Origin of the sequence: Pseudonocardia sp. 73-21 (assembly GCF_001899645.1) — a bacterium.
In the GTDB taxonomy this organism is placed as follows: domain Bacteria; phylum Actinomycetota; class Actinomycetes; order Mycobacteriales; family Pseudonocardiaceae; genus Pseudonocardia.
The window spans coordinates 157,988-169,458 of sequence record NZ_MKVV01000035.1; the positions used below are offsets into that span (position 1 = coordinate 157,988).

Here is an 11,471-nt window from a genome sequence, read left to right on the forward strand (position 1 = left end):
GAGGATCCCGGGAAATCCAACGACGGAGGTAGATGGTGGCACGCGAGTTCCGGACGGTCGGCGTGGTCGGCCTGGGCACCATGGGCGCAGGCATCGTGGAGGTCTTCGCCCGCAACGGGCTGCAGGTGATCGCCGCGGAGACCGACACCGATGCCGTCGCGCGCGGCCGCCAGCACCTGGAGACGTCCACGTCACGGGCGGTCGGCCGCGGCAAGCTCACCCAGGAGGACGCGGACGCCCTGCTGGGCCGCATCACCACCACCACGTCGCTCGCCGACCTCGGCGACGCCGACCTCGTCATCGAGGCCGTGCCCGAGAACCTCGACCTCAAGGCTCAGATCTTCACCGAGCTCGACAAGGTCTGCCGGCCCGACGCGATCCTGGCCTCCAACACCTCCTCGCTCTCGGTCACCGAGCTCGCCGTCCGCACCGGGCGTCCCGGCAAGGTCCTCGGGATGCACTTCTTCAACCCCGCGCCCGTGCAGGCGCTGGTGGAGCTCGTCCGCACCGTCGTCACCGAGCAGGACGTGGTCGACGACGTGAAGGCCTTCGCCGCCACGCTCGACAAGGTGCCCGTCGTCATCGGCGACCGCGCCGGCTTCATCGCCAACGCGTTGCTGTTCGGCTACCTCAACCACGCCGCGAAGATGTACGAGCAGCGCTACGCCAGCCGCGAGGACCTCGACGCGGCCATGCGCTACGGCTGCGGCTACCCGATGGGCCCGCTCGCCCTGCTCGACCTGATCGGGCTCGACACGAGCTACGAGATCCTCGACACGATGTACAAGCAGTCCCGCAACCAGATGCACGCCCCCGCCCCCGTGCTCAAGCAGATGATCACCGCCGGGCTGCTCGGGCGGAAGTCGGGCCGCGGCTTCTACACGTACTCCGCGCCGCACAAGTCCGAGGTCGTCGCCGACGCCCTGACCCCCAGCGGCACCGTCCCCGAGGACGTCACGATCCGCGACGTGCAGCGGGTCGGCGTCGTCGGCACGGGCACCATGGCCTCGGGCATCGTCGAGGTGCTGGCCAAGGCCGGGCTCGACGTGATCGTCCGCGGGCGCAGCGACTCGAAGGTCTCCTCGTCCGTCGCGGGGATCAGGAAGTCGCTGGAGAAGTCGGTGGTGCGCGGCCGCATGACCGAGGACGACCGCGACTCCACGCTGGCCCGGATCACCGGCACCACGCGGCTGGAGGACTTCGCCGACGTCGACCTCGTGGTCGAGGCCATCGCCGAGGAGCTCGACGTCAAGCGCGCGGTGTTCGCGGCGCTGGACGAGATCTGCAAGCCCGGTGCGATCCTGGCCACCACCACGTCGTCGCTGCCGGTGGTCGAGTGCGCGGCGGCCACCACGCGGCCGTCCGACGTGATCGGGCTGCACTTCTTCAACCCGGCCCCGGCGATGAAGCTGGTGGAGGTGGTCTCCACGATCACCACCGCCCCCGACGTCGCGGCCACCGCCCTCGCGCTGTGCACCCGCCTCAAGAAGGTGCCGGTGAGCTGCGGCGACCGCGCCGGGTTCATCGTCAACGCGCTGCTGTTCCCGTACCTCAACGACGCCGTGAAGATGCTCGAGGCGCACTACGCCACGGCCGACGACATCGACGCCGCCATGAAGACCGGCTGCGCGCTGCCGATGGGGCCGTTCGAGCTGCTCGACGTGGTCGGGCTCGACGTGTCGCTGGCCATCGAGCGCTCGCTGTACGGGGAGTTCCGGGAGGCCGGGTTCGCACCCGCCCCGCTGCTGGAGCACCTCGTCACGGCCGGTCGGCTCGGTCGCAAGACCGGTCACGGTTTCCGGGACTACGCCGCGCGCTGAGCGGCGTTGCACCTGCCATGGGACGACGGACGCGCCGGCTGCAGCGCACGGAACACGTGCCGCTGCGGTCGGCGTCGTTCACCCGGGCCGAGAGCGGCTCCGACGGCGAGTGGCTGGTGCGCAACGTGCCCGGCTCGTCGTCGGCGAAGTGGTACCGCTGCCCGGGCTGCGACCAGGAGATCCCGGCCGGCACCCCGCACGTGGTGGCGTGGCCCGCGGCCGAGTTCGGCTCGGTGGAGGACCGCAGGCACTGGCACGCGCCGTGCTGGACGGCCCGGGGCCGGCGCAGGCCGGGCGGCCGGCGCTACTGAGTGACGGGAGCGGGCCGCCGCATCAGCGGCGGGCCGGGCTCGGGGTGCGGCGGGTCGGCGTCGGGGTGCGCACGGTGTCCGCGGCCGCGGTGGTGCTGCTCGCGGTGGTGCTCGCACTGTGACCGTTGCTGTCGCCGGCGGGGGCGTCGGCGGCCGATGCCGTGACGGTGTCGCGGACCGGCGCTGTCTCAGCGGCGGGTGCTGACTCGGGGCTCGGTTCCGGTGCGTCGACCGGGAGCTCCGCCACCGGCTGCGGATCCGACTGGGGGAGCCCCGCGTCGGGCGTGACCGCCGCAGGTGTGGTGATCTCGCCCTCCACCGGCCGGCCCAGGTCGCCGACCGTGCTGGCCAGGACGGCGCGGGTGCCGTCGAGCTGCTCGGCGAGCCGCCCGCGCAGCGCCACCAGCTCGGCCACCCGGCGCTGGGCGTCGGCGACGATCTGCGCGGCGGTGCGGCGGGCGTCCTCCACGAGGCTCCGCGCCTCGGCAGCGGCGGAGGCCCGCATCTCGGCCGTGATGCGTCGGGTGGACTCCTGCTCCGCGACGAGGGCCGTCAGGGCCTCCTTGCGGCGCTGGTCCATCGCGATGAAGAAGTCCTCCTCGACCAGCGCGCGCCGGGCCTCGGACTCGGACCAGGCCTGCGCCCGGGCCTGCTCGGCCTCAGCCGTGGCCGCGGCCAGCTTCTCGGCGGCCGCCCGGAGCTCGGACTCCTGCTCCGTGCGGAGCCGGGTGCGCTCGTGCTCCGCCGCCGCGTCGGCCTCGGCGATGGCCTGCGCGCTGGCCAGCCGGTCGGCCTCCAGCGCCGCGCGCAGCTCGGCGCGCTGCCGCTCCGCCGTCTCGGCGTCCGCGCGGACGGCGAGACGCACCGTGGCGACCTCGTTCTGCGCGTCGGCGACGATCTGCTCGGCCTTCTGCTCGGCCTCGCGGACCCGCCTGTTCACCTCGGTCTCGGCACGGGCGAGCATCTCCGCCACCTCGTCCTCGGCCAGCCGCAGCATCGATCGCATGCGCTCGCTCATGCCCTGCACGCTCTGCTGGGGGCTGACGAGCGTGCGCACCTGGGCGCGCAGGCGGTCGGCCCGGGCCCGGGAGTCGTCGAGCTCCCGGTTGAGCTGCGCAGCCTGGTCGAGGGCGGCGTCCCGATCCGTGGTCAGGATCCGGACGTCGGCGTCGAGCCGGCGCAGGTGGGCCTCCACCTGCGCCTGGTCGTAGCCCTTCCTGACCACCTCGAATGCGGCGTCGGGCGAGGGCACAACGGGGTCTCCGGCCATGAACTCACCGTACCGGGCCCACCCCGAAGGGTGGCGTGAAGAGTGCTGTGCGGGTGAACAGCCTCACGCATCGGGGTGACGCCCGGTGAACTCCTCTCGGATTCCGCGACCGTCAGATTCCACGGAAGCGATTGATCGCGTCGATGTGCTTGGCCCGCAGCTCCGGGTCGGTGACCCCGAGGCCCTCCTCGGGCGCGAGCGCCAGCACACCGACCTTGCCCTGGTGGCTGTTGGTGTGCACGTCCATCGCCGCCTGGCCCGTGTCCTCGAGGGAGTACACCTTCGAGAGCGTGGGGTGGATGAGGCCCTTCGCGATGAGCCGGTTGGCCTCGAACGACTCGCGGTAGTTCGCGAAGTGCGAGCCGACGATGCGCTTGAGGTTCATCCACAGGAAGCGGTTGTCGTAGGTGTGCATGTAGCCCGAGGTGGACGCGCAGGTGACGATCGTGCCGCCCTTGCGCGTGACGTAGACGCTGGCGCCGAACGTCTCCCGCCCCGGGTGCTCGAAGACGATGTCGGGGTCGTCACCCCCGGTGAGCTCGCGGATCTTCCCGCCGAACCGCTTCCACTCCTTGGGGTCCTGGTTGTCCTCGTCCTTCCAGAACCGGTAGCCCTCCGCGGAGCGGTCGATGATCAGCTCGGCGCCCATCCTGCGGCAGATCTCGGCCTTCTCCGGCGACGAGACGACGCACACCGGCGTGGCCCCGCCGTTGAGGGCGAACTGGGTGGCGTAGGAGCCCAGCCCTCCGGACGCGCCCCAGATGAGGACCGTGTCGCCCTGCTTCATGGCGGCACCGTTGCGGGAGACGAGCTGCCGGTAGGCCGTGGAGTTGACCAGGCCGGGAGCAGCGGCCTCCTCCCACGTCAGGTGCGCGGGCTTGGCCATCAGCTGGTTGGACTTGACCAGCGCGAGCTGGGCGAGCCCGCCGAAGTTGGTTTCGAAGCCCCAGATGCGCTGCTCGGGGTCCATCATCGAGTCGCCGTGGCCGTCGGGGCTCTCCAGTTCCACCGAGAGGCAGTGCGCCACGACCTGGTCGCCCGGCTTCCACGCGTTGACGCCGGGACCGGTGCGCAGCACGACGCCGGCCAGGTCGGAGCCCACGATGTGGTACGGCAGGTCGTGCCGCTTGGTGAGCGGCGAGATCTTCCCGTAGCGCTTGAGGAAGCTGAACGTGGAGACCGGTTCGAAGATCGAGGTCCACACGGTGTTGTAGTTGATGGCGCTGGCCATCACCGCGACGATGGCCTCGCCCGGGCCCAGCTCCGGCGTGGGCACGTCCTCGACGTGGAGGCTCTTGCGAGGGTCCTTTTCACGCGAGGGCATGCCCGCGAACATCTCCGCCTCGTCCTCGTGGACGGTGACGGCGCGGTAGTGCTCGGGCACGGCGAGCCCGCCGAGCGCGTCGTGCTCTCCCGCGAGAATCGCGTCGAGGATCTCCTGCACGGCTGGCCTCCGATGGCGTCGTCTGCTTGGTATCCCGAAAGTTACTGCGCGGTATGGTACCCGTGACCCTGCAAAGTGAGAGTTTCCGCCCAGCGATGGTGACAATCGCCATCTCGAACGGTCCAGAGACCGGTTCAGTGCGCGGCCGCGGGCTCCACGAGCTCGACGAGCACTCCGCCGGCGTCCTTCGGGTGCACGAAGTTGATGCGCGACTCGGCCGTGCCCCGGCGCGGTGCGTCGTAGAGCAGCCGGATGCCCTTTTCACGGAGGGCGGCGCTCGTGGCCTCGATGTCGGTGACGCGGTAGGCCATCTGCTGGATGCCGGGGCCGTTGCGGTCCAGGAACTTGCCGATCGCCGAATCGGGGCGCAGGGGCGCGAGCAGCTGGATCGCGGTGCCGGAGTCGCCGGGCGCGGACAGCATGGCCTCGCGCACGCCCTGTTCCTCGTTGACCTCCTCGTGCGTGGCGACGAGCCCGAAGGTGGCGCCGTAGAACGCGATGGCCTCGTCGAGGTCGGCGACCGCGATGCCGACGTGGTCGACCCCGATGACACCCGTGTACGTCTGTTCTCCCATGCCGGGAATGTAACCCGGACGGCCGCTGACGTGGCGTTGTGCCACGTATCACCACCGTGACGTGGCCGCGGGCCGGGATCGTGGGTCCGCCCGGCGGGTATCGTCGGCCAACCCCTGCCACCGCAGTCGCTGGAGGAAACGTGTCCGGAACCGTCATCGTCGCAGGAGCACGCACCCCGATGGGGCGTCTGCTGGGCTCGCTCAAGGGCTTCACGGGCGCACAGCTCGGAGGTGTGGCGATCAAGGCGGCGCTCGAACGCGCGGGCGTGGCCCCCGAGCAGGTGCAGTACACGATCATGGGACAGGTGCTGACCGCCGGCGCCGGCCAGATCCCGGCCCGGCAGGCGGCCGTGGCCGGGGGCATCCCGATGGACGTGCCCGCGTTGACCATCAACAAGGTCTGCCTCTCGGGCATCGACGCCATCGCGCTGGCCGACCAGCTCATCCGCGCCGGTGAGGCCGACATCATCGTGGCCGGCGGCCAGGAGTCGATGACCCAGGCGCCGCACCTGCTGGGCAAGAGCCGCGAGGGCTACAAGTACGGCGACGTGACCATGCAGGACCACATGGCCTACGACGGCCTGTTCTGCGCGTTCGACCAGGTGGCGATGGGCGCGTCCACCGAGAAGTACAACAGCCGCTACGAGATCACCCGCGCCGAGCAGGACGAGTTCGCCGCCCGCTCGCACCGGCGCGCCGCCGCCGCCGTGGAGAAGGGCTACTTCGCCGAGGAGATCACCCCGGTGTCGATCCCCCAGCGCAAGGGCGACCCGGTCGAGTTCTCCCTCGACGAGGGCATCCGGCCCGACACCACCGCCGAGGGGCTCGCCAAGCTCCGACCCGCCTTCTCCTCCGACGGCACGATCACCGCGGGCTCGTCCTCGCCGATCTCCGACGGGGCCGCCGCCGTGGTCGTGATGAGCAAGGCCAAGGCCGAGGAGCTGGGCCTGACCTGGCTCGCCGAGATCGGCGCCCAGGGCATGGTGGCCGGCCCGGACGCGAGCCTGCACGAGCAGCCGGCCAACGCCATCGCGAAGGCCTGCGAGAAGGAGGGCATCACGCCCGCCGACCTCGACCTCATCGAGATCAACGAGGCGTTCGCCGCCGTGGGCATCGTCTCGGCCCGCAAGCTCGGCATCGACGAGGACAAGGTGAACGTCAACGGCGGGGCCATCGCGCTGGGCCACCCGATCGGCATGTCGGGCGCCCGCATCGCGCTGAGCCTGGCGCTGGAGCTCAAGCGCCGCGGCGGCGGCGTGGGTGCGGCCGCCCTGTGCGGTGGCGGCGGGCAGGGCGACGCCCTGATCGTCCGGGTGCCGGCCGCGAGCTGAACCCTCGGTGATGGCACGGCGGCTCGACGTCCCGCAGCTGGTGGTGCGGGCCCGGCAGGGTGAGCAGCTCGCCGTGGGCCGCCTGTTGTCGCTCGTGGAATCCGACACCCCCGCAGGGCGCGACGCCCTGCGGGAGGTGGCGGCCGCCCTCGCCCCGTACACCGGCCGCGCGCACGTGGTGGGCCTGACCGGGCCACCCGGGGTGGGGAAGAGCACCACCACGTCGGCGCTGGTGGGAGCCCTGCGGGCGCAGAACCGGCGCGTGGGCGTGCTCGCCGTGGACCCGTCGTCACCGTTCTCCGGTGGAGCGTTGCTCGGCGATCGGGTGCGGATGGCCGAGCACGCCACCGACGACGGTGTGTTCATCCGCTCCATGGCCACCCGCGGCCACCTGGGCGGCCTGTCCTGGTCGACGCCGCAGGCGCTGCGGGTGCTCGACGCCGCCGGCTGCGACGTGGTGCTCATCGAGACCGTGGGCGTGGGGCAGAGCGAGGTGGAGGTGGTGGCGCTGGCCGACACCACCGTGGTGCTGCTGGCCCCGGGCATGGGCGACGGGGTGCAGGCCGCCAAGGCCGGCATCCTCGAGGTGGCCGACGTGTTCGTGGTGAACAAGGCGGACCGCGACGGCGCCGCCCAGGCCGTGCGCGACCTGCGCCACATGATCTCGCTGGGCGGCCGGGGCGACGCCGGGAGCTGGACCCGGCCGGTGGTGAGCACCGTGGCATCCCGCCAGGAGGGGCTCGAGGACCTCGTGGCCGCCCTCGACCGCCACCGCGAGTGGATCGACGCCCACGGTGAACGCCACCGGCGCAGGCTCGCCCGGGCCGCGGCCGAGATCGAGGCCATCACGCTGGACCGGATCCGGGACCGGATCGGTGACCTGCGGGGCGGCTCGGGCCTGCCCGATCTCGCGAAGCGGGTGGTGGCAGGCGACCTCGACCCGTACGGGGCCGCCGACGAGCTGGCCGGCAACGTCACCTCCTGAGCCCCGGTGCTCATGGTGCGCCGTCCAGCCGGGCCGGGATGCGCCTCGACCCGATGCGCGTGGCGATGGCCCGCGCCTGCCGGGCGTGCGCGGCCGCAGCGTTGGGATCCCGGGCCGCCACCGTGACGGCGAGATCGGCGTGCAGCTCCCCGCGGTGCCGCGCGGACGTCGGCCCGGCCGCGAGCGCCCCGGTCAGCGGCTGGAACGCCGCGGGATCGCCGAGCAACGACAGCGCGTGCCCCCGCCTGCGGTGCAGGTCGTCGAGTTCGACGTCGATCGTCGACGGCCAGAACATGTCGGGGACGACGGCCGCGCGCACCGCGGCGCGGGTGGCCTCCTCGGCGCGCCCGAAGGCGGCCTGCGCGGCGGGTGCCTGGCCGCCTGCCGCCCTCGCCAGCCCGACCGCCGCGGACCAGCGGGCGGTGGCGCCGGGCGGCCCTCCCGGCGGCTCATCGCCCAGCAGGACGAGAGCCGGTCCGGGCTCGCCGACCTCCACGAGGACGGTGGCCTGCCCGGCGAGTGCGGTGGCCGCGGCGACCGGCCGGCGGGCCACCGCGGCGGCCGAGTGGGCGCGGCGGTAGGCCTCCCACGCCAGGTCCGGCTCGCCCGCGTCGAGGTGCTGCGCGCCCGCCAGCGCGGCGGCGCCCGACAGCACGGAAGCCACGGCCTGGCGCGCGGCGGCGCCGAGGGTGTGCGCGAGGGTGTGGTGGAGCTGGGCCACCTGGGCCCGCACGAGAGCACCGGCCCCCGCCGTGCCGAGCTCGTCGTCGAGCCTGCCGGCCACGGCGAGCTGCTCGCGCCACAGCGCGACCACGGTGTGGTCGGCGGCGGCGGCCCCGGCCAGCGCCGCCCGTAGCCGCTCCGCCCCCTCGGCGGCCCGGACGGGCTGCGCCTCCGGATCGATCCCCAGCTCCCCGGCCGTGCGGCCGAACAGCTCCGCGAGCAGCTCCCGGTACTGCGGCTCCGGTACGACATGGCCGTTCTCCCACCGCGACAGGAGCGTCTTGAGGCTGGCCGCGGCGGCGACCGGCACGCCACGGCGGTGGCCGAGCCCGGCGATCTCACGGGCCGCCTCGCTCTGCGACCAGCCGCGCCCGACGCGGGCCGCACGGAGTGCGGCACCGCCGGGGACGGGCTCGGGGAGGTTCACGGATCCGAGAATGTCGGTGCCCGGTCGTACTGTCAACCCTGTTGAGGCAACAGGGCATCAACAGTGCGGGGAGGTGGCGTCATGGATCTCACGACGTGTTCGGTCTGCGCCGTGGTGGGAGCTGCGGGTGGAGCGGTCGGCGGCTTCTGCGTCGGGCGCAGGAGAACGCCGCGGGGGCGCAGGACGGCCGTCGGCGACCGACGGGTGCGCACGATGCGGTCCTGGCCGGGTGGGGGCCGGCGCTCGGGACGCCGTGGTGGGGGCGACCCGTCGCGGCCCGGTGGGGAGGGGCCGCGACGATGAGCGGAGGTCAGTCGAAGTCGCCCGCGGCCCGGCGCACCTGGCCGAGGAGCTCCGTCAGCTGCGTCTCCTGCTCGGGGCGCAGCCCCCGCAGCCCGAAGTCGATCCCCGTCACCGCCTCCGTCGCCTTCCCGAGCACCGCGACCCCGGCCTCGGTGATGCCGACCAGGGTCGCGCGCCGGTCGGTCGGGTGGGGGGTGCGGCGCACCAGTCCGTCGGCCTGGAGCCGGTCCACGATGTTGGTCACGCTCGTCGGGTGCAGCTGCAGCCGCTCGCCCATCACCCGCATCGGGAGCAGGCCGCGGCGGGAGAACGTCAGCAGCACCAGGGCCTCGTACCGGGCGAACGTCAGCCCGTGCGGGCGCAGTGCACCGTCCACGGCGGAGAGCAGGATCTGCTGCACCCGCATCACGCTCGTCACCGCGGCCATGGTGCGGGCGGGCCCGATCCTCTCGTCCCACATCTGGGCCGCCCGCATGATCGGATCGAACGGGAGGGGAGCGCGGGGGGCCATGACGCGCGACGCTAGCAGTGTCGCGTGCCGGTGCCGCCGGCCTGCGCGGGAGCGGGCGCGCGCGATGCCGGATGGATGGGGCAGGCTGCAGGCATGCTCTTCGCATTCAGCATCTCCCCGGCCGGCATCGAGGGCGCCACCGACGACAGCGTCGGTGACGTCGTGGCGGAGGCCGTGCGGGTCGTCCGCGAGTCGGGCCTGCCCAACGAGACCACCTCCATGTTCACCACCATCGAGGCCGAGACCTGGGACGAGGCCATGGCGGTGATCAAGAAGGCGGTCGAGGCCGTGCAGGCGCGGGCGCCGCGGGTCAGCCTGGTGCTCAAGGCCGACATCCGCCCGGCCCACAACTCGGGCCAGCTCACGGCCAAGGTCGAACGGGTCGAACGGGCCCTGGACGCCGATCGGGCACCGGAGGCGTGAGCCGCTTCGTCCTCGTCCACGGGGCCTGGCACGACGGCGGCTGCTGGACCCCGCTCGTCGGCGAGCTGACGCGTCGCGGGCACACCGCGGTCGCGGTCGACCTGCCGTCCGACCAGCCGGGGCTGGGCGCGCTCGACTACGCCGGGGTGGTGGAGCGGGCGGTCGGCACCGAGCCGTGCGTGCTCGTCGGCCACTCGCTGGGTGGGCTCACCGTGCCGGTGGTGGCGCAGGGCGCGGTGGCTGCGTCCGTGACGGCGATCGTGCTCGTCGCCGCACTGGTGCCGCAGCCCGGCCGGTCCTTCGACGACCAGAGCAGATCTGCCGACAGTCCCATGGCCGACGGGTTCGGCCGCGGCCAGCAGCGACACGACGACCGCACCACGTCGTGGCCGCCCGACGCGGCCAGGGCCGGGCTCTACGCCGGGGTGGCCGAGGAGTCGTCGTCGGAGGTGGTCGACGCGGCGGTGGCCGGGCTGCGGCGCCAGGCCTGGACGATCGGCCGGGAGGTCACGCCGCTCCTGTCGTGGCCCGCGGTGCCCACCACCGTCGTGGTGTGCCGGGACGACCGGGTCGTGGATCCGGGCCGGCTGGCCGAGCGCGGCCGGTCGCTGCCCGGTGCGCAGGTCGTGGAGCTGCCCGGCGGGCACTTCCCGATGCTGACCCGCCCCGCGGAGCTCGCGGACGTCCTCGTCGCGGCGGCCGGAGACGGGAAGAGGGGCCACCGCGAACGGTGACCCCTCCCCGAACCGGCCAACTCACATCTGGGCGATGTTCAGCGTGAAGAAGAAGACGCCGACGAGGATGGCGGCCACGCCGAGGCCGATCGCGATCTTGGCCAGCTTCGCCGCCAGCGGGCGGCGGACCGCGATCGCGCCGAGCACGATCGCGGCGGCGCCGAGCACCCACCCCGCGATCGAGATCGGGCTGGCGAGGAGGGCGATCACGCCGACGATCAGCGCGATCTTTCCGAGTCCGGCGCTCTCCTGCTTCGCGGTCTTCTTGCGGGCGTCGGTGAGCAGGCGGTCGGCGACGTTGTTCTCCGAGCTCATGCAGGTCCTCCGGGTGATTGCGTACACAGCGATCTACATACACAGAGCGACACTCTCGTCACTCCCACCTCATCAACGAGCCGATCCGAGCGGTGGTGCTCCGCCAGACCGGTGATCGATTGCGCGCTGCGTCCGACGGATCGCCGACGGTGACTGCGCAGGGTGACCGAACTCGACCGGAACGGACCAAGGTGTGCGGCAGCGACCCGACGACCTACTGTCGCGGCGGGTGCCTACGGAGCAGGAGATCGCGATGGAACAGCAGGTGGAGACCAGGGCGCGGCGGCTGTGGCGGGCGG

At 72.9% G+C, this 11,471-nt stretch carries 12 protein-coding genes; 6 read left to right on the forward strand and 6 right to left on the reverse strand.

Annotated features, from left to right (window positions below; all coding sequences use genetic code 11):
* Positions 1-35: 35 nt before the first annotated feature.
* Positions 36-1,820: a 3-hydroxybutyryl-CoA dehydrogenase gene (locus BGP03_RS10520; RefSeq protein ID WP_296367983.1), complete on the forward strand. Its 1,785-nt coding sequence runs from the start codon at positions 36-38 to the stop codon at positions 1,818-1,820.
* A gap of 17 nt (positions 1,821-1,837) precedes the next feature.
* Positions 1,838-2,131, forward strand: a complete 294-nt coding sequence (locus BGP03_RS10525; protein WP_298799475.1) for a hypothetical protein — start codon at positions 1,838-1,840, stop codon at positions 2,129-2,131.
* Positions 2,132-2,153: 22 nt separating this feature from the next.
* Here BGP03_RS10525 and BGP03_RS10530 read toward each other — a convergent pair whose 3' ends face one another.
* The 3 genes from BGP03_RS10530 to mce all read right to left on the reverse strand — a co-directional run bounded on the left by BGP03_RS10530 (position 2,154) and on the right by mce (position 5,420).
* Positions 2,154-3,401, reverse strand: a complete 1,248-nt coding sequence (locus BGP03_RS10530) for a hypothetical protein (protein WP_296367870.1) — start codon at positions 3,399-3,401, stop codon at positions 2,154-2,156.
* Between the two features lie 112 nt (positions 3,402-3,513).
* Entirely contained in the window at positions 3,514-4,845 is a 1,332-nt protein-coding gene (gene ccrA, locus BGP03_RS10535; protein WP_296367872.1) for a crotonyl-CoA carboxylase/reductase, read from the reverse strand.
* A 134-nt stretch (positions 4,846-4,979) separates the two neighbouring features.
* Entirely contained in the window at positions 4,980-5,420 is a 441-nt protein-coding gene (mce, locus tag BGP03_RS10540; protein WP_296367874.1) for a methylmalonyl-CoA epimerase, read from the reverse strand.
* A gap of 140 nt (positions 5,421-5,560) precedes the next feature.
* Between mce and BGP03_RS10545 the strand changes: the two genes are divergently transcribed.
* The gene (locus BGP03_RS10545) at positions 5,561-6,751 is read left to right on the forward strand and encodes an acetyl-CoA C-acetyltransferase (protein ID WP_296367876.1); all 1,191 of its coding nucleotides are present in this window, start codon (positions 5,561-5,563) and stop codon (positions 6,749-6,751) included.
* Positions 6,752-6,761: 10 nt separating this feature from the next.
* Positions 6,762-7,736 (forward strand): methylmalonyl Co-A mutase-associated GTPase MeaB, encoded by a 975-nt coding sequence (gene meaB, locus BGP03_RS10550; protein ID WP_298799480.1) that lies wholly within the window; start codon positions 6,762-6,764, stop codon positions 7,734-7,736.
* A 10-nt stretch (positions 7,737-7,746) separates the two neighbouring features.
* Here meaB and BGP03_RS10555 read toward each other — a convergent pair whose 3' ends face one another.
* Positions 7,747-8,886: a helix-turn-helix transcriptional regulator gene (locus BGP03_RS10555; RefSeq protein WP_298799476.1), complete on the reverse strand. Its 1,140-nt coding sequence runs from the start codon at positions 8,884-8,886 to the stop codon at positions 7,747-7,749.
* 310 nt (positions 8,887-9,196) lie between these two features.
* The gene (locus BGP03_RS10560; protein WP_296367880.1) at positions 9,197-9,700 is read right to left on the reverse strand and encodes a MarR family transcriptional regulator; all 504 of its coding nucleotides are present in this window, start codon (positions 9,698-9,700) and stop codon (positions 9,197-9,199) included.
* Positions 9,701-9,793: 93 nt separating this feature from the next.
* On the opposite strand from BGP03_RS10560, the gene BGP03_RS10565 reads away from it, so the two are divergent.
* Complete coding sequence (locus tag BGP03_RS10565; RefSeq protein ID WP_296367882.1) at positions 9,794-10,123, forward strand: thiamine-binding protein; 330 nt, start codon at positions 9,794-9,796, stop codon at positions 10,121-10,123.
* Complete coding sequence (locus BGP03_RS10570) at positions 10,120-10,857, forward strand: alpha/beta hydrolase (RefSeq protein ID WP_296367884.1); 738 nt, start codon at positions 10,120-10,122, stop codon at positions 10,855-10,857. Before BGP03_RS10565 ends, BGP03_RS10570 begins: the two co-directional genes overlap by 4 nt.
* 21 nt (positions 10,858-10,878) lie before the next feature.
* On the opposite strand, the gene BGP03_RS10575 is transcribed toward BGP03_RS10570, so the two are convergent.
* Positions 10,879-11,172 (reverse strand): hypothetical protein, encoded by a 294-nt coding sequence (locus BGP03_RS10575; protein WP_296367886.1) that lies wholly within the window; start codon positions 11,170-11,172, stop codon positions 10,879-10,881.
* Positions 11,173-11,471 lie beyond the last annotated feature (299 nt).

Excerpts from the sequence above, each read along its gene's own strand:
- BGP03_RS10525 (WP_298799475.1), top strand. The coding sequence starts at position 1,838 with ATGGGACGACGGACGCGCCGGCTGCAGCGCACGGAACACGTGCCGCTG.
- BGP03_RS10530 (WP_296367870.1), bottom strand. The coding sequence starts at position 3,401 with ATGGCCGGAGACCCCGTTGTGCCCTCGCCCGACGCCGCATTCGAGGTG.
- mce (WP_296367874.1), bottom strand. The coding sequence starts at position 5,420 with ATGGGAGAACAGACGTACACGGGTGTCATCGGGGTCGACCACGTCGGC.
- meaB (WP_298799480.1), top strand. The coding sequence starts at position 6,762 with ATGGCACGGCGGCTCGACGTCCCGCAGCTGGTGGTGCGGGCCCGGCAG.
- BGP03_RS10560 (WP_296367880.1), bottom strand. The coding sequence starts at position 9,700 with ATGGCCCCCCGCGCTCCCCTCCCGTTCGATCCGATCATGCGGGCGGCC.
- BGP03_RS10565 (WP_296367882.1), top strand. The coding sequence starts at position 9,794 with ATGCTCTTCGCATTCAGCATCTCCCCGGCCGGCATCGAGGGCGCCACC.
- BGP03_RS10575 (WP_296367886.1), bottom strand. The coding sequence starts at position 11,172 with ATGAGCTCGGAGAACAACGTCGCCGACCGCCTGCTCACCGACGCCCGC.